Below are 24,702 nucleotides of genomic sequence, written 5' to 3' on the forward strand. Positions count from 1 at the left end.
TTAAAATAGATTTTCAATATTTACATTTACCTTTACCCAAAAGCCAAAAATAAACTAAATAAATGAGCTCTGCACTTCCTAAGCTTTGTATTGTAAGTGTTTCCTTAGCAAAAGGTGGAGCAGAACGTTCTGCTGCGGTACTTTCTGAGTTGCTCTACAACTTGGGTTACGATGTTCACATAGCTATTTTAACCAACCAAATTGATTACACTTACCGAGGAAAACTTTTTAATTTAGGTGAAGAAAAAGAAAATGCAGATCATCCCATCGCCCGTTTTAAGCGTTTTAAAATGTTTAGGCAATATTTACAAGATAAGAAAATTGATTTGGTAATAGACCATAGACCTAAAAACAACTACTACCGAGAAGTTTTTTATGCAAAATACTTGTACCGCGGTATTTCCAGAATTTATGTAGTGCATTCTAGTAAAAAGTCAACTTACTTTGCTAATCCGCTAGATAAAATGATTAAGCTTTACCAATCTAATTTTAAATCGGTTGGGGTTTCTAGTTTTATTACACAAAATTTGCTTATTCAACAAGGTATTAGCAATGCAGTTTGCATTCCTAATGCGTATTCAAGAAATTGGAACAATACAGAAAATAATATTCCTGCTGAGCTTCAAAAATTAAAGAAGTACATTCTTTTTTATGGTAGAATTGATAACCAAATTAAAGACATTCAATTTTTAATCAATGCATTTACTACTTCTAAATTATGGAAAAAAAATGTACATTTGGTAATTATGGGAAATGGTCCAGATAAAGAAAGTTTGCAAATGCATACCTACCAATTAGCCAGTGTAGATTTCATTAGGTTTCTACCTTATCAAAGCAAGCCGTTTCAGATTATTAAACAAGCCGAATTAGTAGCATTAACCAGTAAATACGAAGGATTTCCTATGGTTTTGATCGAATCTTTGGCCATGAAAACACCAGTCGTATCTTTAGATTTTACTTCTGGACCTCGGGAAGTTATACAACATAGAAAAAATGGGTTGTTGGTTGAAAACCGATCTGAATCTGAATTTGCTAAAGCACTGGAAGAAATGTGTTTTAACGAGACACTTCGAAACACCTGCATAAAGAATGCTTTAGCTTCAATTGAAGCTTTTTCAGAAAAAGAAATAGCCAAAAAATGGAATTCAGTTCTTACAGATTTCGATAGCCAATAAACAAAAAAAAACACCCAACATGATGCTGAGTGTTTTCTGTTGTAAGATAATTTCTTTTATTGATTCAGTTGAAAACCAATTTTTTCGGGACGATGATATTCTCTTTTAAATAATTTTTGTTCTTTTATCATCTCCACAGTTTTAGCAGGAAGCATATCTTCCCAACCTTCTTCTTCGTTAGCAATCATGGCTAAAACTTCTCTAGAAAAAATACCAAGTACTTCTGGGTCATAGTCTTCAATATCTACTACACGACCATTTATTTTGAAGAACTTGTACAATTCCTTCATTCGTGGATGTACCTTTAAATTTTCTGAAGTTATAATTTTACCGGAATTTTGGCTTTTATACGGATATAAATAAACACGAAGGTCTTTGAAGAACAATTTACCAAAAGCTTCGAGTATTCCACCGCTTAAGTGACGATAATATTTTTCATCAAAAATATCTACCAAGTTATTTACACCCATGGCTAAGCCCATTCTTTCCTTAGTGTAATTTGAAAAGTACTCAACCAGTTTGTAATATTCTTGAAAATTAGAAATCATAACGGTGTGACCAAGTGAACAAAGCAACTTGGCTCTATCCATAAAATCTTCTTCATTAATTTCACCTTCAGATCGGAGGTTAGATAAAGTGATTTCAAAAACTACTTCAATATTTTCTTTCTCTACTTTTTTCTCTTTAGCAAAGAGAGCAATTGATTTTTCGTAAATATCTTCATTCACTTTAGTTACGGGTCTAAAACTACCACGTAACGCTAAAATGTTTTTCTTATAAAGCACTTTTGCAGGCAAAACATTGTTGGCGTCTGCATCAAACATAACTGCATCGGTCATTCCGTTTTTAACCAACTGTAAGCTTATTAACCTATTGTCTACATCTTTAAATGCAGGTCCAGAAAAGTTAATGGTATCAATTTCAATTTGGTCTTTGTCAATATGGTCGTACAAATCTATTAAAATCTGCTTGGCATCATTATGTGCATAGAATGCAGCATAAATTAAGTTTGTACCTAATATTCCGAGTGTATTTTGTTGTAAGCGTGCGTCGTTTTCTTTAAAACGCATGTGCAAAACAATTTTGTTGTATTCTGCATCAGGTTTAAGTTGGTATTTAATTCCAACCCATCCATGGCCTTTGTAGCGTTTAGCAAAATCTATAGTTGCTACGGTATTTGCGTAAGTAAAAAATAATTTGTTGGGATGTTTGTCGCGGACAATTCGGTCTTCAATTAAATTGGTCTCGTGGTCAATCATTTTATGAAGCCGACTTTCTGTAACGTAGCGTTTGTCGTCTTCAACACCATAAATAGCATCACTAAAATCCTTATCGTAAGCACTCATGGTTTTTGCTATGGTTCCAGAAGAACCGCCAGCTCTAAAAAAATTACGAACGGTTTCTTGACCTGCACCAATTTCTGCAAAGGTGCCATAAATGTTCTTGTTTAAGTTAATTCTTAGCGCTTTGTTTTTTATGGAAGGAACTCTTTCAAAATCCTGATCACCCATTATTTTTATTGACATGCAACCGAGTATTTATAGGTTAGATTTATTTAACTTGTGTTTACAACAAAGGTAATGAATAAGCTTTTTAAATGAAATTATATTACTTACTTTTGTGTTAAAACTAGGCTTTTGAAAATTACCTTTTTAGGAACAGGAACATCACAAGGAGTACCCATTATTGGAAGCAATCACCCAGTGTGTTTGAGTTCTAATCCTAAAGATAAACGCCTACGGGTTTCACTACTTTTAGAGTGGGAAAACTATGTTTATGTAATAGATTGTGGTCCTGATTTTAGGCAACAAATGATCGCCAATCAAGTTCAAAAAATAGATGGAATTTTATTTACTCACGAACACAATGACCATGTTATTGGCCTAGACGATGTACGCCCATTTTATTTTAGACAAGGTAATATATCAATTTATGCACATCAACGTGTTTTAAACGAACTCAAAAAACGTTTTGAATATGTTTTTGCTATTGAAAATAAATATCCTGGTGCGCCGACTTTAGATGAACATATTATTGATGACCATCCTTTTTTAATCGGTAACAAATACGTAAAACCTGTAAATGTATATCATCCTAAATTACAAGTCTACGGCTTTAGGTTTGGCGATTTTGCCTATATAACGGATGCTAAAATTATTCCTTATGAAGAGCTTCAAAAACTTAAGGGAGTAAAAACCCTTGTTTTGAATGCACTTAGAAAAGAAGAACATCGTTCGCATTTAAATCTAGAACAAGCCATAGATGTTGCTAGAAAAGTAGGAGCAGAGCAAACTTATTTTACGCATATCAGTCACCACATGGGTTTTCATGATGAAGTTCAAAAAGAATTGCCAGAGAATTTTTATTTGGCTTACGATAACTTAAGTATTCACCGATAATGAAATGTACTTTCTACCTTTACGGATTTGTATTTAGCGCTTTAGTAGCTTTACTAATCTTTTTTAATTCAAAAAAAGGCTTGGATAAACAAGCCGAAGAAATAAAACAGCTAGAAGATCAAGTTGAAATGCTTGAAACTAAATTGGAAGCCGCTTCAACTGAAGCAAATAATTAATTTGCTAATTCTTCTTCTTTAAATTGGGCTTCATAGAGATTTTTATAATGTCCGCTTGCTTTCTTAAGCAATTCATCATGTTTACCTTCTTCAACTATTTTACCAGCTTCCATAACAATAATTTTATCAGCGTTTTTAATGGTAGCTAAACGGTGAGCTATTACAATTGAAGTTCTTCCTTTGGTAATTTTTTCGGTAGCTTTTTGAATCAGTTGCTCAGAATACGAATCGATTGAAGAGGTAGCTTCATCTAAGACTAAAATGCTGGGTTTATTTACGTAGGCTCGTAAAAATGCAATTAGTTGGCGTTGGCCAGAAGAAAGCATGGCTCCACGTTCTTTTACATTGTAATCGTAACTTCCGGGTAAAGTTTCAATAAATTCTGCTACTCCAATTTCTTGAGCTGCTAAAACCACTTCTTCTCGGCTAATTTCTTTTTTTTGAAGCGTAATATTATTTAAAATACTATCTGCAAATAAGAAGACATCTTGCAATACCACCGAAATTTCTTTTCTCAGCGAAGCCAATTCGTATTCTTTAATATCTACACCATCAACTGTAATTCTACCTGAATTGATTTCATAAAAGCGAGATAGCAAATTAATAATGGTGCTTTTTCCAGCTCCTGTGGCACCAACAATAGCAATGGTTTCGCCTGGATTTACTTTAAAATTGATTCCTTTTATAACGGTTTCATCAGCATTATAACCAAAAACAACGTCTTCAAAACTCAGTTTTCCTTCAATATTTTTGGCTATTCGTTTACCTTCATTTTTAATAAACGACGATGTATCTAAAATAGAGAATACGCGATTAGCCGCTACCATTCCCATTTGTAATGAGTTGAATTTATCTGCAATTTGTCTCAAGGGTCTAAAAAGTTGTTGAGCATATTCAATAAACATAATTATTAAGCCAATGCTAAGTACTTCACTACCGATAATACGAATACCACCATACCAAATGAGTAAGCCAATGGTGATGGAAGTGATCATTTCTACAAACGCAAAATAAATGGAATTGTACCAAACGGTTTTTATCCAACCTTTCCGGTGTTCTTTATTGATTTCTTTGAAGTCTTCAAATTCTTTTTCTTCTCGATTAAAAATTTGAACGATTTTCATTCCTGTAATTCGTTCTTGTACAAAGGAATTTAAGTTAGCTACCTGATTTCGAACAATTTCAAAAGCGCCTTTCATTTTTCGTTGAAAGATTCGCGTTGCGATGATAATTAATGGAAACAAGGCAAGAACGATAAGAGTTAGCTCCCAAGATTGATAAAATAAGAAAATAAGAATGGCACCCATTTTTAAAATATCGCTCATAATCATGAACAAACCTTGGCTAAAAATACTGGCGATGGTTTCAATATCTCCAACGGCACGAGTTACTAGTCTTCCAATTGCAGAAGTATCAAAATATTTCTTTTTGAAGCTCATCATTCTTCTAAACAATTGTATTCGGATATCTCGAATAACTTCTTGGCCCAACCAATTGGCGTAATAGATGAAACTTAGCTGAAAAATAACTTCGGCAATTAAGGCGGCAAGCATCCACGAAATCAATTCAACCAAATATGAATGGTCTTTTGGTGTAATGGCATCGTCTATAATTAATTTTAGCAAGTAAGGTCTTACCAAACCAACGATAGAAAGTGCAATGGCAGCAAAAACTACGTAAACAAAAGTAAGTTTGTAGGGATTTGTAAATTTCAATAAGCGTTTAAACAGCTTAAAATCGAATGCATTTCCGGATTTGGATTTACTCATGCTTCATTAATTCTTTAGGATAGGTAACTTGATACAAACATAAGGCTTCAGCAGGAACCGATTTACCTGCTTTAGATCGGTTTTCGCTTTCCACAATTTTCTTGAAATCTTTAATGTTTATTTTTTCCAAACCTACTTCAATTAGTGTACCTACTATAGCGCGTACCATGTTTCTCAAAAAGCGATTGGCTGTAATATTAAATTCTAAAATTCCATTTTCAAGCACTTTCCACTTCGCTTCAGAAACTTCGCAATTATACGTATAAACTTGGGTTTTCACTTTGCTGAAAGCCTTAAAATTACGGTAATTTTTGAGTTCACTAGCTGCTTGATTCATCAATTGGACATTTAATTTTCGCTTTACATAGTAGGCTTGATCTAACAAAAATGGATTTTTTTCTTGGGTTACCCAATACGTGTAACTTCGGCTAATAGCATCAAAACGCGCATGTGCATCTTCATGAACTTTCCACATATCGTGTAGGGCAATGTCTTTAGGAAGTAAAGTATTCAGTTTAAAAATAAATTGTTTGTTATCTCCAATGGGCGTTTCACAAGAAAAATGAGCGATGTAATTTTTTGCATGCACACCGGTATCAGTACGACCAGAACCTACCAATTCTATTTTTTCTTGAAGAGCAGTTTCCAGACTTTTAGTTAAACTTTCTTGTACACTAGGCTGATCTGGTTGAATTTGCCAACCACAATACTTTTTACCCAAATAAGACAGTCTGATGAAATATTTCAAGCTATTTTTTTTGCAAAGATAGGTTTATAGCAATTAGATACAAGTTCAAAGTTTTTATCGTCTCATAAAATTTTCATGATTTACTGTCTTCCCGCAAAATTCTCTCTTAAACTGTCATGCCGCACTTGATGCGGTATCTTATAATTATGAAAATTAAAAGCAAGTCAACAGCAACTACGGAACTAATTACAAACAGATGCCGTATATCAGCTTTACCGATTACGGCATGACAGTTTTGGACAATATTTCGATTTACGGTTTGCAAATCCGCGAGCTCACGAATCAACATGTCCTCCCTTGAGGGAGGACAAAAGGTGGGTGTTCTTTTTAATAATTAACTGTCATACCGCACTTGATGAGGTATCTTATAACTATGAAAATTAAAAAATCAGGTCATAATAGCATCAGAACCCAATAACAAACAGATGCCGTATATCGGCTTTTGCCAATTACGGCATGACAGTTTTTAGATGGTGTATTTTTTCGCGGATTACAAATCCGCGAGCTCACGTGTTTTACATGATTTACAAATCCTTAAGTTCACGAATCAGTATTTCCTCCCTTGAGGGAGGACAGAAGGTGGGTGTTCTTTTTAATAATAAACTGTCATGCCGCACTTGATGCGGTATCTTATAACTATGAAAATTAAAAAATCAGGTCATAATAGCATAAGAACCCAATAACAAACAGAAGCCGTATATCGGCTTTTACCGATTACGGCATGACAGTTTTTGTATGGTGTTTTCTTTCGCGGATTGCAAATCCGCTAGCTCACAACTTATTCTAAACTCTACTTCTTTCTCATATAAATGGAAATGGGAACACCGTGAAAATCAAAGTTTTTACGCAACTGATTTTCTAAATAACGTTTGTAAGAATCTTTTACATATTGTGGTAGATTGCAGAAAAATGCAAACTGCGGTTGTGGCGTAGGAAGTTGGGTAATGTATTTTATTTTTACGTATTTTCCTTTGATAGCTGGCGGTGGATTCTGCTCAATAAGTGGAAGCATGGTTTCATTAAGTACCCGCGTTTTAATTTTTTTACTTCGGTTTTTGTATACTTCAACAGCGGTTTCAATGGCTTTGTAAATACGTTGTTTGTTTAAAACAGAAATAAAAACAATAGGCACATCGGTAAAAGGAGAGATTCTTTCTCTAATTTCAGTTTCGAAATTTTTAATGGTGTTGGTTTCTTTTTCAATTAAATCCCATTTGTTGGCAAGAATTACAATTCCTTTACGGTTGCGTTCTGCAAGCCAGAAAATATTTTCAACTTGACCATCAAAACCACGATTGGCATCAAATATAATAATGCAAACATCGGCATGCTCAATAGCGCGAACGCTTCGCATTACGGAATAAAATTCAAGGTTTTCTTTAACCTTGGATTTTTTTCTAATTCCTGCGGTATCTACCAATTTAAAATCGAAACCAAAACGATTGTATCTTGTGTCTATCGAATCTCTTGTTGTTCCAGCGATATCGGTTACAATATACCGATCTTCACCAATTAAAGCATTGATAAATGAAGATTTACCAGCGTTAGGTCTTCCTACTACGGTAAATTTGGGTAAGTCTTCTTCATCTTCTTCAACGGCCTCGGGTAAGGCTTCTACAACGGCATCTAATAAATCGCCGCTACCGCTTCCGTTAATGGCAGAAATGGTATAATATTCGCCTAATCCTAAGCTGTAAAATTCGGTTGCATCAAGTAGATTTTTATTGCTATCTACTTTATTTACTGCCATCACAACAGGTTTGTTACTTTTTCTAAGCAATTTAGCAACATCTTGATCTGCTGGTGTAATTCCAGAAGTAACATCTACTACAAAAACAATTACATCTGCTTCTTCAATAGCGAGTTCTACTTGTTTATCTATTTCAGTTTCAAAAACATCATCGCTTCCTATAACGTATCCGCCAGTATCAATAACTGAAAATTCCCTTCCGTTCCAATCGGTTTTTCCGTAATTTCGATCACGAGTTACTCCACTTACGCTATCAACAATAGCTTCACGACGTTGAATTAAACGATTAAAAAAAGTAGATTTACCTACATTTGGTCTTCCAACAATGGCAACCATATTCCCCATAACAGCATTTTTAACAATTTGCAAAGATACTACATTTTATGGGGTTTGGCTTATTCAATTTGAAATCAATGCAAAGCCTTGTTTTTAGCATTTTTATCTAGCGTATTTTTGGCTTAAACAAAACCTAAAATTTGCGTACATTTACACTTTAGTTTTTCAATGGCAATTACCCCAAAAATAGATTTAGAACACACTGTTTCGCTACGGGTTCACTTTCAATTACAGAGTGATAAAACGGTAGATGAAATATTGAAATCTGCTTCTCAGTTAACTGAAAATAAGAAAAAATCTCATTTTACAACTAAAATTGTAGATCAGCATATTTGGCTAGGAATTGCTAAAAAGCATCAAAAATTATACTCTCCCAATTTGCATTTAGAATTGGCAGAGCATCAAAATAAGAATACAACAATAAATGCCAAATTTGGGCCTGATCCAGCTTTATGGACGCTTTTTATGTTTTTGCATTTTGCATTGGGTTTAGCAAGTATTACTCTAGCTATTATTGCTTATGCTAATTATGCACTTCAAAAACCCTTTAGGCTTCAATTATTACTAATAGGTTTAATTGCTGTAATTTGGATTGGTCTTTATGTTTTTGCTCGTGTTAATAGGAGTAGAGGGAAAGCGCAAGCAAAAATGTTACTGGAAAAAGCTAAGCAAATTATTTAGTTGTGTATCTTTCTTGTTAAGCTTCATTTTTCAGCTTATTTTTTACATATATTTGTTAATTAAATTCAATTTGAAATCATGGAAATATTTATAATAATAGGAGTAATCGTCATTTTAGTTATTTGGGTGATTGCTATTTACAACAACCTTGTAAACTTAAGAAACCGAAGAGAAAATGCCTTTGCAGATATTGATGTACAATTAAAACAACGTCACGATTTAATTCCACAGTTGGTCAATGCTGTTAAAGGATACATGACGCACGAAAGAGAAACCTTAGAGTCGGTTACCAATGCCAGACGCCAAGCAATGAACGCAGGAACGGTTAACGAAAAAATTGCAGCTGAAAAAGAACTGGGTTCTGCTTTACAAGGTTTAAGCGTTCAAGTGGAAGCTTACCCCGATTTAAAAGCAAACGAAAATTTCATGCAATTGCAAAATGAAATTTCTGATGTAGAAAACAAACTAGCTGCGGTAAGAAGATTTTTTAATTCGGCAACACGCGAACTCAATACCGCTATCGAAAAATTTCCAAATGTAGTTTTTGCAGGAATGTTTGGTTTTAATCGTCAACCTATGTTTGACTTAGGCGAAGCACGAGCTGATTTTGATAAAGCGCCAGACGTAAGCTTTTAAATAATAGTTTTTATGGCTAAATTTGTTGGGATACAAACCCAAATTAAGCGAAACAACTTTCGCTCCACACTTATTTTAATTGCATTTCCAATTTTACTGTTAGTTGCGGTATATGCAGCTGTATATTTTTTAAATTTCGATGAATATGGCAATGCACAACCCCAAGTTGCCTTAGATATATTTTTAGGTGCAATTCCTGCAACTTTAATAATAGTAAGTGTTTGGTTTTTAATTGCCTACTTTTTCAATGCCAAAATGATTTCTATGTCTACCGGTTCCAAAACCCTAAGCCGTAAAGAAAATATGCGCGTGTACAATTTGGTAGAGAACTTATGCATGAGCGTTGGTATGACTATGCCAAAAGTAAAAATTATTGAAAGTCAGGCGCTCAATGCCTTTGCTAGTGGAATTCGGAAAAAAGATTATACCGTAACTTTAACCCGCGGATTGGTAGATGCCTTAGATGATGACGAACTAGAAGGAGTAATTGCACACGAGTTGATGCATATTAGAAATAAAGATGTTCGATTATTGGTAGTAAGTATCATTTTTGTAGGTATTTTTTCATTTGTGGTTCAAATTGCATTTAGGAGTTTCCTTTACGGAAGTATGACTTCAAGAAGAAGTAATAAAGACAGTGGTAAAGCTATGATTGTTATTTTGCTCATTGCCGCAGTGGCTTATTTTATTTCATTATTGTTCAAATTTGCATTGAGCAGAAAACGAGAATACATGGCCGATTCTGGCGCAGCAGATATGACCAGAAAACCTTGGGCTTTAGCTTCCGCTTTAAAGAAGATTGCACCAAATCATCATGTAGATGATGTAAAAAGTGAAGATGTTCAGGAATTATTTATTGAAAATACTCCAAAAGATGGTAAAGTTGGTTTCCTTGGTGGTGTAGGGAAATTATTTTCTACTCATCCACCCATTGAAAAACGAATCGAATTTTTAGAGCAATTCTAAAACTTTTTCAAAAACCACGAGTCTACTAAGCTTTTTTTAGTACTTTTATTTTTCATAGTTAATTTTTGACATGAAAAGTTCCATTGCATCAATTTCTAATCAGAAGCAGAACCAACCTTTTTTTTTATGCTTCTGCTTTTTTCTATTTGCAATACAAATCATTTCATCTCAGGTTCAGTATTCTGAAAATCCAACTAACGAAGAACTTGTCCAAAGTTTTCAGGGCGAAAACATTACTATCTCTAATGCAAATTTAATCTCGGGAGACCGAATGACTCAAATTGCACTTTTTGAAAATGGAATTAATGGTGCGAATTTAGAAATAGACCAGGGTATTTACTTTTCTACAGGTGATTTAAACGAAGAACTAAGCAACATCAACTCAGATGACAACTCTAGTGTAAGCAATAATTTTACTTACGAAGATGAAGATCTTTTACTTATTGAAGAAGGCGCTATATTTGATGTGGTTTTATTTGAATTTGACATATCACTTTCTAGCCAAAGCAATAATTTACTTTTTACTTATCAGTTTGCATCAGAAGAATATCCTGACTATGTAGGTAGTGTTTTTAACGATGTATTTGCCATTTTTATTGAAGGACCTGGATTTAATGGTACAGAAAATATTGCTAAAATTCCATCCAGTGGAAAGCCAACTGCTGTAAATTTTGTTAATGGTGGCGTTTTAGGCTCTTCTAGTTCTGAAGAGGTAGAAGTAGACTTAACCCAAACCGATTTCTACATAAACAACGGACATTTAAATACAGGTGAATCTAATCCCGAGAACCAACCTGGACCATTTTTAGTACATGTAGAATTCAATGGCATTACCACAGCAATTACATCTGAAGTGCAAGATTTAGAAGCAGGCGAAACCTATCACATAAAAATTGCATTGGCCGATACGGCAGATCCAATTTTCGATTCAGGTGTTTTTTTTACAGCCATTGGTTCCAATGAAATTCAGCCTGAATTAAAATTCAATAAGGATGCAGTCTATTTAGGAGATTCAGAACGTGCTTTACCGGGTGATGAAGTGCTATATTTTTTCGATATAATTAATGAAGGTGAAATAGAAGTTTCTAATATTACTTTTGAAGACGATTTTTTTGAAGATGCAGAAATTGAAGGACTTTCAGACCTTACTTTAGCTCCAGGAGAAAGCTATAGTTTTGAGTTGAATTATTTTATTAATCAACAAGAAATTAATGAAGGTGTTTTGTACAACTTAGCTAATATTACCTATGAAGCCGAAGAAGAATTTTCAAAATCTTCAACAGATCCAACACCTTTGCCCGAAGATCACCCTTTTTTTAATGCAGATTGCCAAAACTGTACAGCAATTGTTTTACCACAACAGCCTGGCATTTCACTTACAAAAACAGTAGAAGTGGTTGAAGATTCTCCGAACATTCTTGTAGGAGACCAAATTTCGTATAGATTTAATATGAAGAATACTGGAAATGTAGACTTATTCGATGTTCAATTATTCGACGATATGCCAGGTTTAGAATTGAATGGGAATCCACTTGATTTATTGGTGAATGAAGAAATACAAGATCATTTTTCTGGTGTTTATTTTGTTACTGTTTCTGATTTTGCACAACGTAAAATCGAAAATCAAGCCGTAATTCGTGGCTACACATTTTTAAATGAAGAAGTTTCAGACATGTCAGATTTTGAACTCTTTACCGAAGATCGACCAACTGTTTTAGAAATTCCACCTTGTGAAGTGAAAATTTATAACACCATAACTCCAAATGGAGACAATGTAAACGATGTTTTTTTTATTGAAGGTATTGAATGTTTTCCAGATAACGAAGTTCAAATTTTTAACCGTTGGGGTGTTGAAGTGTACAGCGAGAAAGAATACAATAATGCAGATGTTTCTTTTACAGGAATTTCTAACGCGAGAGCAAGTTTTAATAAAGAAGAAGGTTTACCGTCTGGAGTGTATTATTACATCGTTCAATTTGTAAATGCAGATGAAGAAAGGGAAGTACGAAAAGGTACGCTGTATATTAAACAAGAAAAATAATGAAGCAATTTTTTCATGCATATCATTTAAAACAATTTCTATGGATAGGATGTGTATGTATTTGCTTTAAAACTTCGGTGTGTGCGCAACAAGCTTCACAATTTTCTCAATACATGTACAATAACTTGAGTATAAATCCAGCTTTTGCTGGAAATCGCGGTGCTTTGAGTATGTTTGGCATGCATCGTTCACAATGGCTAGGTTTTGAAGACGCGCCTGTAAATTATCTTTTCTCGGCGCACACACCCATACAAAATTCGAAATTGGGTTTTGGTTTTACTGTTTCAAACGAAAGTATTGGGCCTTTAGACGATACTAATGCTAGTGGAGATGTTTCGTATTGGATTCCGTTAAGTGAAAAGTTCAGGTTGTCCTTTGGCCTTCGATTTAACGCAAATTTTTTTAACTTAAGTGGAAACAGATTAAATCCGCAGGAAAGTTTTGACCCTTTGCTTGCTAATGTAAATGGCGAAATAAATACAAATATTGGTGCTGGCTTGTTTCTGCATTCGCAAAAAACATTTGTAGGACTTTCTCTCCCAAGTCTTTTTAGCAGAAATAACCTAGATAATGATCCAGTTTTAGCAGTTAATGTGCACAGGCCAACGGCTTATTTGTATGGCGGACATGTATTTAATATTTATCCATTTATCAAGTTCAAACCAGCTACTTTTCTAAAAGTACAAGAAGGCGCTCCAATGCAATTAGATGTTACAGCTAACTTTTTGTTTTATGATAAATTTACTTTAGGAGCTGCTTGGCGCTGGGATGCAGCAGCAAGTTTTTTAACAGGATTTCAAATTAGTCAACGGCTTTTTATTGGCTATGCTTACGATATTGAAACTACCGCTTTACAAAAATACCATTCGGGAAGCCACGAACTTTTTATTCGGTTTGAATTGTTTAATAGAAAAGATAAACTTATATCACCACGATTTTTTTAGCTAATGAAACATAAAAACACGACATATAAACTCCTTTTTTTAATCTGCTTCTTGGCAAGTTGCTCATTTTCTAGTGCGCAAAATTGGTATTTAGACAAGGCTAATGATGACTACAAAAACGGAGCTTATGTAGATGTTTTAGACATTTTTGAAGGAGTAATTAGAAAAGGATATTCCAACGAATCTATATTGAAAAAAACCGCTAATGCATACTATTTTCAAGCTGAATATAGAATGGCTTATTCTAAATATAGGCTGCTGTTTAGAAAATACAAAAACTTATCACCTGAAATCTATTTGCGTTACATGCATTGTATGAAATCGGTTAGTCGATATGATGAAGCCGAAGAACTCATGCAAAAATTTACGGCAAATTTGCCAGATGAAGAACAAAATGAAATATTCAATTTAAGAGAAAATTATTTAGAAGCTATTGAAGCTAAAAAAGACGATTACGATATTGGCATAACCGCCATTAATTCTTTAGAAGCCGATTTTGCGCCTACCTATTTTAAAAACAAAGTAGTTTTTACTTCCGCAAGAGATACAGGTAATTTAGTAAAACATCGCCACAAATGGAACGATTCGCCTTTTACTAAATTTTACGTAGCAACAATGCATCCAAGAACTAAAGAATTGAGTAAAGTTGAAGCTTTTGCTAAAAAAATAAACACATCAAACTATCATGAATCTTCCACTGCTTTTACCAAAGATGGAAAAACCATGTATTTTACCAGAAATAATTTTCATCAAAAAAATAAAACTACTGATAAAAAAGGTGTTCAACTGCTAAAAGTGTATCGAGCTTTTTATGTAGATGGAAAATGGCAAAATGTTGAAGACTTAGCGTTTAATGATGATGAATTTAATACCGCGCATCCTGCTTTAAGTCCAGATGAAAAGTATTTGTATTTTGTTTCTGATCGACCTGGCGGTTATGGTAAATCTGATCTTTGGAAAGTTGAAATTTTAAACGACGGAAACTTTAGTGAACCTGAAAATCTAGGAGATAAAATTAATACTTCAGAAAGAGAAACTTTCCCTTTTATTGCTTACAACAACCTTTTGTACTTTGCTTCCAATGGCCACTTGGGTCTAGGTGGTTTAGACATTTTTGTTACTCAATCTGATTCCTTAGGAAAATACAATAAAGTTTTAAATTTGGGTTCAGCCGTAAATTCCAAATTTGATGATTTTGCAATGATCATCGATTCGTCCGATACAGGTTTCTTTTCTTCTAGCAGAAACATAGGCAGGTATCAAAAAGATAATATTTTCCGAATTAAACAACACTCAAAACCAGATTTTGATGATGAAAAGAAGAAAAAAATTAAAATTATTGATGAAGAAACTAAAAAATCAATAGCCAATACAAAAGTTAGGGTTTTTGATCAAGATTACAATCAAATCAATTCAAGTGAAGCTAACGAAGTAGGTAGAATCAAAATAAAACAACCCGAAGCTGTTACAAGTATTTACGTTCGTTTTGAAAAAGAAGGTTATGAAGTAAAAGAAATCAGTTTAAAACTAGAAGATTTTAGCAATTTTGAATCAATAGAAATAGAATTACGCAAACGTCTCCAAGAAATTAAAAAGGGTAAAGACTTAGCTGTAGTGCTTCAAATTGAAGAGATTTATTTTGATTTAGACAAATATGTTATTCGACAAGATGCAGCAGCAGAATTGGCTAAAGTATTGGAAATTATGAAAGCTTATCCAGATATTTCCATAGAAATAGGTTCGCATACAGACAATAGGGCAAGTAAAGCATACAATAATAAATTATCTCAAAATAGGGCAGATGCTACCCGAAATTGGTTAATTGAAAAAGGAATTTCAAAAGACCGAATTTCAGCAAAAGGCTATGGCGAATCTCAATTGGTAAACAAGTGTAAAGATGGAGTAGATTGCACAGAAGAAGAGCACCAACAAAACAGAAGAAGCGAGTTCATTATCGTTGAAATGAAAGATTAAAAATTACTGAAAAACATTTGACTTAATCTTGATTCCTACAGGAAATAGAATCAACTTTTAGTCAGATTATATTAAGTTGTAATTTTCAATTATTAGTTGCTAGGACCCTGCTTTAATTCGTGCATTCGTGGCAATAATTAATATAATTACCACCTTCTTTCAAGTAAGAAATCCTTCAAACCAGGATTTAACAAACAACTAAAAATTTAAAGCTTAGAAGTAAAATGTGCTCAATTTTTATTTCACAATCACTTTCCATTTAAAGCCGATAAACAGAAAGCAAAAAACAGCCACAATTACAAAAAGAATTGCTAAACTTGCTTTTTGGTAAATAAAAAATCCTGTACTAAATAAAATGGAATACACGCCAATTACACCGGCTAAAAAAGCTAGTGTTTTTGTACCAAAACCGTCAAATTTGGAATCTTCTCCAAAGACTTTTTTATCAAACTCTTTTCGCTTTTCCTTAGAAGAAGGCGATGTGATTAAACTTACACCAACCCATGCAACCGTGGTAATTAAAACCCCTAAAATTAATTTTTCATAGCCCAAAAGATCAAAGAGATTCCATTGATACACATCATCTGCAAAAAACAAAAATGCAATAACAAATGAAACCAACATGGCCGTAATTTCACTAAACGGATTGATACGGTGCCAAAACCATCTTAGGATAAATAACAGCCCAGTTCCAGCTCCAATTTGTAAAAGTAAATCGAATGCTTTTTTGGCTTCTTCTAGTTTTAAAGCTAAAAAAGCTGCAGCAATCATCATTAAAACAGTACTTATTCTTCCGATTAAAACTTGCTTTTTGGGGCTTGCCTTTGGCGAAACAAACCGAACATAAAAATCATTGACAACATAACTACTTCCCCAGTTTAAATGTGTAGAAATGGTACTCATAAACGCAGCTATGAGTGAAGTTACTACCAAACCAAGTAGACCAGGTTGCAAGTATTTAAGCATGGCAGCATAAGAAAGATCGTTTTTGATAAACGAAGGATCTAAATGTGGAAATACGGTAGCTAAACTTTCTAAATTTGGAAATACAATTAAGGATGCCAAACCCATAATAATCCAAGGCCAAGGACGAATAGCATAATGAACAATAGTAAAAAATAAGGTAGCTTTTGTAGCGTGATTTTTATCTTTTGCAGCCAACATGCGTTGCACAATATAACCGCCACCGCCAGGTTCTGCTCCCGGATACCAAACACTCCACCATTGTACAGCCAATGGAATAACTAATAATGGAATATAAACTTCGGGTAAACTGAAATCTGGAAAAAACGAAGTTTTGTTTTGCACAACTTCATGTTGAATTAAGTTTTTTATTCCATTGATTTCAGGAAGGTTTACAATATGAATGGTTGCCCAAATGCTACCTGCCATGGCGATAATGAATTGCACAAAATCAGTAAGTAAAACTCCTTTTAATCCTCCTAAAGTTGAATAAACTAGCGTAACTCCACAAGAAATAAGTAAAGATTGAGCAGCTGTAAACCCAAAAATAACGTGTCCAATTTTTATAGCGGCAAGACAGACTGTTGCCATAATAACAATGTTGAAAATAACGCCCAAATAAATAGCTCTAAAACCACGAAGAAAAGCAGCACTTTTTCCAGAATACCGTAATTCGTAAAATTCTAAATCGGTAGAAATATTGGTTTTTCGCCATAGTTTTGCGTAGAAAAAAACGGTAAGCATTCCGGTGAGTAAAAAAGACCACCAAATCCAATTTCCCGCTACACCATCTTCACGAACAATTCCTGCCACTAAACCAGGCGTATCTGCTGCAAAAGTTGTAGCAACCATAGAAACGCCTAACAACCACCAAGGCATATTTCTACCCGATAAAAAGAAATTTTCGCTACTTTTTCCACTTTGTTTAGCCGCAAAAATGCCAATACCAAGACTTATTACAAAAAAGCCAATAATTAGCGACCAATCTAAGGGAGTAAGTTGCATTTGTTACAAGTTAGCGTTTGCAATTAAACTGATTTCAATGTTGGCATTTTTGGGTAATCTTGCAACTTCTATGGTTTCTCTTGCTGGAGCATTTTCTTCATCAAAATAGTCAGCATAAACTGCATTAATTTTTGAAAAATCATTCATGTTTTTAATGAAAATACTCACTTTTATCACTTCAGAAAAGCTAGATCCTGCAGTTTTTAATATTTCAGATAGGTGTTGCATTACTAATCGGGTTTCATCTTCAATTGAAGCATTGGTGAGTTTATCAGAATCTAATTCGATAGCAATCTGACCTGATGTATATAAAATTCCATTATTTACAACCGCTTGGTTGTAAGGTCCAATTGGTTTTGGAGCGTTTTCTGTAAAAATAATTTTTTTCATGATGTAGTTGTTTAATTTAATCGGCGATCGGGTTCTCTGTTTCTATCAAATTTCAAGTCACGTAGCATATTCGCCTTAATTCCGATAAAAAAGAACCAAGATTCCCTTGGGCCAATTGGCGTCCAATTTAAACTCATATTGAAGCTACCGAGATCGCGATTAAAACGCAATTGTGTAAATGTAAAACCTTGATTAGCTAAATCATAACCAGAAGAAATACCAACCTTCCATTGCGGTGAAAGTTCTATATCTCCAGAAAACATAACAGAATGTGATGCAATTTCGCTTTGCCTAGTTTGATTGGCATACGTCATGGTATACGATAAATTTAAGTTCCAAGGAATTTTGTAGTTGTAATATTCATTTTCATCATCCTTGGGTTCTTTGTCCTGCCGTTGTGAACGTGGATCATTTGGTAATTGCCCTTGGCCAAATAAGTCGTCAGGTCTTCCACCGCTGCTAAAAGTATCGTTGTCAAACCGATCATCTTCTTCGTCTTCGTCTTCGTCTTCCTTTTCGTCTTCTTCTTCCTTGGCAAAGGTTTTGTCAGATAAAGCGTAGCTAAAACTTACATTGGCATTGGTTAGCCTAAATAAACTTCCTCCATTATTAATGTTGAGTTTGTTTATTCTTCTATTGTTATTATCTAATGCATATGGGTCAAGAGCTGCAATTACGTTCACATTAAATTTATCTGCTACAATTGGTATATTTCCACGTAAAGCAACCGGAGAAAATTTTAGGGAGTCTGCCGCAAAATTATAGCTACTGCTTAAACCAAAGTTATTTAAAAGTTTCATTTTTTTGAAACGGTCATCACCTTCAGCAGTAGAATCATTGTTGCGTACTTTTGCTTCAAAGTCATTGGTCAAAGAAAAATTCATACTACTGGAAAAACGATTACCAGGTGCACCAAATAAAGTTCCTTCAAATCTTGAATATTCAACTAATTGGTCTTCTGTTGCGCCTAAACCTGGTCTAGTAAATTGATCGTAAAATTGATCGAACGCAGGATTTACATTGTAACTAATGCTAGGTCGCATAACATGACGAATAGCATTAATTTTACTATCATCACCAAAAGGAAACATTCCGTAAACAGTTGTTCCTACACTTGTTGAAAAATTATAAGTTCTAAAGGAGTCAAAGCCTTGTATGGTATCTCTAACTACTTCTTGGCTTTGTTCATCAAACCTTTGTTTGTAAGTTTGCATGACCCACGTTTCATCGTAATTGGCATTTAAACTCATACTAAAATGTTCAAACACTTTAAAGTTGGTGGTTATTGGAATGCTGTGTCGCATTCCTGCATTTAAATCGTTAAACATTCCCGGGGTTAAAAATTGCTCATCGGTAGTTCTAATTCGGTTTTCTCCTCGTAAGTTATATTGTAAATTAATATTTTGAATAGCACCTTTTTTGGTGCCGGTTTTTGGTTCAAAAGGAAAAATACGATTAATGCTAAATTGAAGTGTTGGCAAGGTCATATTAATTTCTTGCGTATTGGTATTTTGACTATGTGTTGCAGTTAGGTTTAAATTCATTCCAGGACCTGCGTTAATAGTTTTATTGTACGAAACCGAAGAGTTCATCGTGTTATTTAGGAAATTTCCTTGCGTAGCTTGATTGATAGATTCTCTAAAAAAGCGACTACTACCAATGTTTACGGAAGCAGAAAACCGACTATTAGGATTGGCTTTTGCATCTTGTTGATGGTTCCACCTAAAGTTGAAAATGGTTTGCTCTGAAAAATCAGGAAAACCGCGTTCTTCTAAAAGTAAATTCTCATACCTGAAACTTACTGATCCGTTAAATTTGTAACGCACCGCGTAATCTGAATCTACACGTGTTGCCCAACTTCCATTAGAGTAATAATCTCCCAGTACAGATAGATCTAAGTAATCGCTAATGGCAAAGTAATAACCACCATTCATCAAGAAGAAACCACGTTGTCTATTGTCCCCGAAAGAAGGTAAAATAAATCCAGAAGAAGCTTTATCTACCATAGGGAAATATCCAAAAGGCAGGGCCAAAGGTGTAGGTACATCAACAATATACATTTGTACTAAACCAGTGACTATTTTTTTGTTGGGTACAAATTTTATTTTTTTAGCTTTAAAGTAGTAATCTGCATTATCTACGTCATCTTCAGTTGTAAACTTGGCATTTTTTATAAAAAAAACAGAGTCGTTTTCTCTTTTTGAAACTGGTCCTCGGACGGTAAAACCACCTTGTTTTGTTTTGGAATTATAAACAATGGCTCGTCCGGTATCAAAATTATAACGCAGCGAATCTGGCTCGATTACATCTCCACCTTGTGTAAAAACTGGCGATTGTGTATAACTAGTAGAATCGGTTATTCCGCGAGCTGTTACTTCGCTAGTTTGGTTATCTAAAACTATTTCACCAGATTCAATAATCATATCTTGGTACTCAATTTTAGCTTCGTTGTATAAATACATTTTGTTTTCTCGCCTCGCCATGTGCTTGTAATCTTTAGCATATGAACGGACAATATCCGTAATCATACTTTTTTTCTCCTGATTAGCGCCTGTTTCTGTACTATCTTGTACCAGTAAATATGAAGGCTGTAAAGAAGGGTGAATTAAGTCTGTAGAGTCGTTTTGAAATAATTTATTCAAATCTAGTTTACCTTCTTCTTGTGAAAAAGCGAATTGAGTAAAAAACAAGCCAAATATATAAAGTATATAAAGTATATTTGTTCGCAAGATGAATAGTGCTATTTTTGAATTAGAAGTTCAAAATTTTAATTGTCAAAATTACATATAATTTTAGATGTCTAAACCAAAAACACCAATAATATATAAATACGAATTTCCTTCGCTTAGCTTAATAACTAATTTGAAGCCTAATTATTTTGTATTCATCTGTTTAATCATTTTATCATTTTTTAAATTTAATAGCCTTCAAGCGCAAAATTATTCAGGCAAGATTAAAGTTGTTTTAGATGCTGGACACGGCGGAAAAGATCCAGGTACCATAGGGAATTGGTTACAAGAAAAAGATATTGCTTTAGCAACAACCCTTAAAATTGGTGCTTTATTAGAAAAAAGTGAAGATGTAGAAGTAGTGTATACCAGAACTACAGATGAATTTATTGGACTAAAAAGACGTGCTGATATCGCCAATAAAGGCAGAGCAGACTTATTTGTATCTATACACTGCAACGGGGTTTCCAGCTCAAGTCCTAGGGGTTTTGAAACTTTTGTGTTTGGTATTGCACGCACTAAAGATAACCTAAACACCGCAAGACGTGAAAACTCTGCTATCTATTTAGAAGATGACTACGAAGTTACTTATAACGACTATAACCCAAACTCTCCTGAATCTATTTTAACTTACACACTTGTTCAGGAAGAATATTTAGACCAAAGTATTTTGTTAGCCAATTATATTCAAACCAACGTAATTAGCAAATTAAAACAAAAAGACCGTGGTGTAAAACAAGATAATTTTTTGGTTTTAAGAGAAACCTACATGCCAAGTATTTTAATAGAGTTAGGTTTTCTTACCAATAAAGTTGATGCAGCATATTTAAAGGAAGAAAATGGGCAAAATCAAATGGCGTCACAAATAGTAGAAGCAATTATAAAGTTCAAAAAAAATATTAATATTATAGATGTAAACGAAGAAGTAGCTGCCATTAGAAAAGAACAAGAAGAAGCTATTGAAGAATCTATAGATGATGAAATTGTATTTAAAGTTCAAGTGGCTGCTGGTTCTTCTAAACTAGAACCTATACCGGAAAACTTTAACGGATTAGATAATTTATCTCGAGAGTACGATGGCAAATACTACCGATATTACTATAAAACCACTTTAGATTATTTAGAAGCAGAAAATAATTTGAAGCTTGTAAAAGGAAAAGGATTCAAATCAGCTTTTATAGTGGCCTACGATACTGAACTTGGAAAGAAAATTTCTTTAAGTAAAGCCTTAAAAGCAAAACTTAACTAAAGTAGATTTTATAAATTAGCAAAATCAATTCAAACCTAATATTTTGAAAATAACTAACGAATTTAAAGCAGGCGTTCTTGGAGTAACTGCAATTTTACTAGTAATATTTGGATACAATTATTTAAAAGGGGAAAACCTATTTGAGCAATCAAGAAATTTTTACGTAGTATACGATAATGTAAAAGGTTTGAGTCAATCTTCAGAAATTACAATAAATGGCTTGCGTGTAGGAACGGTATCTGATATTAAATTTTTAAATAATTCAGGAAAAGTATTGGTTACACTTTCAATAGATAACGATTTTAAGTTTTCTAAAAAGTCTGTAGCTAAAATTTATGGTGGAGATTTTATTGGTGGTAAATCAATGGCAATCGTACCTGATTATTCCGTTTCAGAAATGGCTCAAACCGGAGATACATTAACGGGTAGAGTAGAAGAAGGTTTAGTAGAATTAGTAAACGAAAAACTTACTCCTTTGCAAGAAAAAATGGAAAATGCGTTGGTGAAAATAGATACTATGCTAACATCTATCAACCAAGTTTTTGATTATGACACTAGGGAATCGCTTAAAAGTTCAGTGATTCATCTCGATCAAGCGCTAGTTTCGTTTAGAAACACAACTGAAGAAGCTAATATGTTAGTAAAGGACAATAAAGATAAATTTTCAGAGACCTTAAATAATTTCAATAAAACTTCAGAAAATTTTGTAAGCATAAGCGATACTTTAGCCAATTCAAATATTAAAGAAAGCATTGCAAATCTTTCTAAAACATTAGATAATTTAAACTCTTTAGCCCAAGATTTAGAACAAGGTGAAGGAACGATGGGCAAATTTCTAAAAGATGATCAATTGTATGATAATCTAGAAGCGTCGACTAAAGAATTGGAAGAATTATTAGAAGATATGAAGCTTAACCCAAAAAGATACGTCCATTTCTCTATTTTTGGAAAGAAAAATAAAGCTTACAAAGAAACAGAAGATTAAAAAAACACACTATGGAATTTATACCCCAAATTCTTTTCTTAATCGCATTAACTGCAGCAGTACTATTTTTTGTAAAAAATGTAAAACGCCTACGCCGAAACATTCTACTGGGTAAAGATGTAGATAGAAAGGATAAAAAAGATATTCGGTTTAAAAAAATGATGCGTGTTGCGCTAGGCCAATCTAAAATGGTTAAACGCCCTATCGCTGGAATATTACACATTATAGTTTATGTAGGTTTTGTAATCATAAATATAGAAGTACTTGAAATTATAATCGATGGAATTGCAGGAACACACCGAGTATTTTCTTTTCTAGGCCCTGTATATAGTTTCTTAATTGGAAGTTTTGAAATTTTAGCATTTTTAGTTTTAGTTTCTGTAATTGTATTTTGGATTAGAAGAAATATGCTGAATATTAAACGTTTTTTATCTAAAGAATTAAAAGGCTGGCCTAAGAATGATGCCAATTACATTTTATACTTCGAAGTGGTTTTAATGCTACTTTTCTTAACTATGAATGCAGCAGATTACCAGCTGCAACAAAATGCCTATGAAGGTTACGTTGAAGCTGGCGCATATCCTATAAGTAGTTTTATTGTTCCGCTTTTTGAAAACATGTCTAATGCTTCTTTGGTTATTTTAGAAAGAAGCGCTTGGTGGGCTCATATTTTAGGTATTTTTATTTTCCTAAATTACCTGTACTATTCTAAACATTTACACATTTTATTAGCCTTTCCTAATGTGTATTTTTCAAACATAGAAAATCAAGGAAAATTTAAAAATTTAGAATCGGTTACTAACGAAGTGAAACTCATGATGGACCCCAATGCCGATCCGTTTGCAGAACCAGAAAATGAAGGTGAAGAAGAAGTTCCTGAAAAATTTGGTGCTTCAGATGCCACAGATCTTAACTGGTTTCAACTATTGAGTGCATATACTTGTACAGAATGTGGGAGATGTACTTCAGAATGTCCAGCAAACCAAACTGGGAAAAAACTTTCACCACGAAAAATCATGATGGATACACGCGATCGTCTCGAAGAAATTGGGGATAACCTTAATAAAAATAAAGGAGAATTTAAAGATGATGGAAAACAATTATTAGACGATTACATTTCGCGAGAAGAACTTTGGGCTTGTACAACCTGTAATGCTTGTGTTGAAGCATGTCCGATAGGTATAGACCCACTTTCTATCATTATGGATATGAGACAATATTTAGTGATGGAACAAAGTGCAGCACCTGCAGAACTGAACAACGCAATGACTAATATAGAAAATAATGCAGCGCCATGGCCTTACAATCAGCAAGACAGATTAAAATGGGCAGAAGAAGGTGTGTAAATCTAGTTTTATGAGTGACGAATTATTAAGAAAAGCAAAAGTAGGAGAAGAAAGTATCAGTCCAGTCTTACCTGAAGATGTTAAAAATTATCTGATAGACATAGACGGTACCATTACTGAAGATGTACCCAACGAAGAACCAGAAAGAATGGCAACTTGTAAAGCCTTTCCAGATGCATTGGCCACGGTTAACAGATGGTACGATAAAGGACACCGAATTTGTTTTTTTACATCTAGAACAGAAGAACATAGAGAAGTAACCGAAAAGTGGTTAGCAGAAAATGGTTTTAAGTACCATTCACTCTTAATGGGAAAGCCACGTGGTGGAAATTACCACTGGATAGATAATCACCTTGTTCGAGCTACAAGATATAAAGGAAAATTTACAGATTTGGTTGAGAAAAAAGTGACCATTGAAGTATTTGAAGAATAAAATAAAA

At 33.8% G+C, this 24,702-nt stretch carries 20 protein-coding genes; 13 read left to right on the plus strand and 7 right to left on the minus strand.

The features are described 5' to 3' along the window. Positions 1-62: 62 nt before the first annotated feature. On the plus strand, positions 63-1,175 hold the full coding sequence (locus IEV72_RS02270) for a glycosyltransferase (protein WP_188457465.1): 1,113 nt from the start codon (positions 63-65) through the stop codon (positions 1,173-1,175). 56 nt (positions 1,176-1,231) lie between these two features. Here the strand turns inward: IEV72_RS02270 and IEV72_RS02275 are convergent, their stop codons facing one another. Beyond that, positions 1,232-2,701, minus strand: coding sequence for a TonB-dependent receptor (locus tag IEV72_RS02275; protein WP_188457466.1), 1,470 nt, complete (start codon positions 2,699-2,701; stop codon positions 1,232-1,234). A gap of 111 nt (positions 2,702-2,812) precedes the next feature. On the opposite strand from IEV72_RS02275, the gene IEV72_RS02280 reads away from it, so the two are divergent. Together IEV72_RS02280 and IEV72_RS02285 are read left to right on the plus strand one after the other, a co-directional pair. Further along, on the plus strand, positions 2,813-3,574 hold the full coding sequence (locus tag IEV72_RS02280) for an MBL fold metallo-hydrolase (protein WP_188457467.1): 762 nt from the start codon (positions 2,813-2,815) through the stop codon (positions 3,572-3,574). Beyond that, complete coding sequence (locus tag IEV72_RS02285; protein ID WP_188457468.1) at positions 3,574-3,750, plus strand: hypothetical protein; 177 nt, start codon at positions 3,574-3,576, stop codon at positions 3,748-3,750. Before IEV72_RS02280 ends, IEV72_RS02285 begins: the two co-directional genes overlap by 1 nt. Here the strand turns inward: IEV72_RS02285 and IEV72_RS02290 are convergent. The 3 genes from IEV72_RS02290 to der all read right to left on the minus strand — a co-directional run bounded on the left by IEV72_RS02290 (position 3,747) and on the right by der (position 8,362). Further along, entirely contained in the window at positions 3,747-5,519 is a 1,773-nt protein-coding gene (locus tag IEV72_RS02290; RefSeq protein WP_188457469.1) for an ABC transporter ATP-binding protein, read from the minus strand. The two genes, IEV72_RS02285 and IEV72_RS02290, sit on opposite strands and share 4 nt — an antisense overlap. Continuing rightward, positions 5,512-6,267, minus strand: coding sequence for a tRNA pseudouridine(38-40) synthase TruA (gene truA, locus IEV72_RS02295; protein WP_188457470.1), 756 nt, complete (start codon positions 6,265-6,267; stop codon positions 5,512-5,514). Before truA ends, IEV72_RS02290 begins: the two co-directional genes overlap by 8 nt. A 790-nt stretch (positions 6,268-7,057) precedes the next feature. Beyond that, positions 7,058-8,362, minus strand: a complete 1,305-nt coding sequence (der, locus tag IEV72_RS02300) for a ribosome biogenesis GTPase Der (protein WP_188457721.1) — start codon at positions 8,360-8,362, stop codon at positions 7,058-7,060. A gap of 159 nt (positions 8,363-8,521) precedes the next feature. Here der and IEV72_RS02305 point away from each other — a divergent pair, with 159 nt between their 5' ends. From IEV72_RS02305 to IEV72_RS02330, 6 genes are all read left to right on the plus strand, one after another. Further along, positions 8,522-9,034: a hypothetical protein gene (locus IEV72_RS02305; RefSeq protein ID WP_188457471.1), complete on the plus strand. Its 513-nt coding sequence runs from the start codon at positions 8,522-8,524 to the stop codon at positions 9,032-9,034. 78 nt (positions 9,035-9,112) lie between these two features. Beyond that, the gene (locus IEV72_RS02310; RefSeq protein ID WP_188457472.1) at positions 9,113-9,670 is read left to right on the plus strand and encodes a LemA family protein; all 558 of its coding nucleotides are present in this window, start codon (positions 9,113-9,115) and stop codon (positions 9,668-9,670) included. Positions 9,671-9,682: 12 nt separating this feature from the next. After that, positions 9,683-10,636, plus strand: coding sequence for a M48 family metallopeptidase (locus tag IEV72_RS02315; protein ID WP_188457473.1), 954 nt, complete (start codon positions 9,683-9,685; stop codon positions 10,634-10,636). A gap of 70 nt (positions 10,637-10,706) precedes the next feature. Continuing rightward, positions 10,707-12,677 (plus strand): choice-of-anchor L domain-containing protein, encoded by a 1,971-nt coding sequence (locus IEV72_RS02320; RefSeq protein WP_188457474.1) that lies wholly within the window; start codon positions 10,707-10,709, stop codon positions 12,675-12,677. Continuing rightward, positions 12,677-13,621 (plus strand): PorP/SprF family type IX secretion system membrane protein, encoded by a 945-nt coding sequence (locus tag IEV72_RS02325; protein ID WP_188457475.1) that lies wholly within the window; start codon positions 12,677-12,679, stop codon positions 13,619-13,621. The genes IEV72_RS02320 and IEV72_RS02325 overlap by 1 nt, the downstream gene beginning before the upstream one ends. Positions 13,622-13,672: 51 nt before the next feature. Then, positions 13,673-15,595, plus strand: a complete 1,923-nt coding sequence (locus IEV72_RS02330) for an OmpA family protein (RefSeq protein WP_188457476.1) — start codon at positions 13,673-13,675, stop codon at positions 15,593-15,595. Positions 15,596-15,832: 237 nt separating this feature from the next. Here IEV72_RS02330 and IEV72_RS02335 read toward each other — a convergent pair whose 3' ends face one another. The 3 genes from IEV72_RS02335 to IEV72_RS02345 are packed head-to-tail and all read right to left on the minus strand — an operon-like array spanning position 15,833 to position 20,643. Further along, positions 15,833-17,563: a sodium:solute symporter family protein gene (locus IEV72_RS02335; protein WP_188457477.1), complete on the minus strand. Its 1,731-nt coding sequence runs from the start codon at positions 17,561-17,563 to the stop codon at positions 15,833-15,835. A 3-nt stretch (positions 17,564-17,566) separates the two neighbouring features. Then, positions 17,567-17,953 (minus strand): Rid family detoxifying hydrolase, encoded by a 387-nt coding sequence (locus IEV72_RS02340; protein ID WP_188457478.1) that lies wholly within the window; start codon positions 17,951-17,953, stop codon positions 17,567-17,569. Between the two features lie 11 nt (positions 17,954-17,964). Continuing rightward, positions 17,965-20,643, minus strand: coding sequence for a putative LPS assembly protein LptD (locus IEV72_RS02345; RefSeq protein WP_373283981.1), 2,679 nt, complete (start codon positions 20,641-20,643; stop codon positions 17,965-17,967). A 106-nt stretch (positions 20,644-20,749) separates the two neighbouring features. On the opposite strand from IEV72_RS02345, the gene IEV72_RS02350 reads away from it, so the two are divergent. From IEV72_RS02350 to IEV72_RS02365, 4 genes are read left to right on the plus strand one after another with little or no spacing between them, the layout of a single operon-like run. After that, complete coding sequence (locus IEV72_RS02350; protein ID WP_188457480.1) at positions 20,750-21,931, plus strand: N-acetylmuramoyl-L-alanine amidase family protein; 1,182 nt, start codon at positions 20,750-20,752, stop codon at positions 21,929-21,931. A 43-nt stretch (positions 21,932-21,974) separates the two neighbouring features. Then, entirely contained in the window at positions 21,975-22,916 is a 942-nt protein-coding gene (locus tag IEV72_RS02355; protein WP_308420150.1) for an MlaD family protein, read from the plus strand. Positions 22,917-22,927: 11 nt separating this feature from the next. Beyond that, on the plus strand, positions 22,928-24,262 hold the full coding sequence (locus IEV72_RS02360) for a 4Fe-4S dicluster domain-containing protein (protein ID WP_188457481.1): 1,335 nt from the start codon (positions 22,928-22,930) through the stop codon (positions 24,260-24,262). A gap of 10 nt (positions 24,263-24,272) precedes the next feature. After that, positions 24,273-24,695, plus strand: a complete 423-nt coding sequence (locus IEV72_RS02365; protein ID WP_188457482.1) for an LNS2 domain-containing protein — start codon at positions 24,273-24,275, stop codon at positions 24,693-24,695. The last annotated feature ends 7 nt before the right edge of the window (positions 24,696-24,702 follow it).

The organism is Psychroflexus planctonicus, from assembly GCF_014640195.1.
In the GTDB taxonomy this organism is placed as follows: Bacteria; Bacteroidota; Bacteroidia; order Flavobacteriales; family Flavobacteriaceae; genus Psychroflexus; species Psychroflexus planctonicus.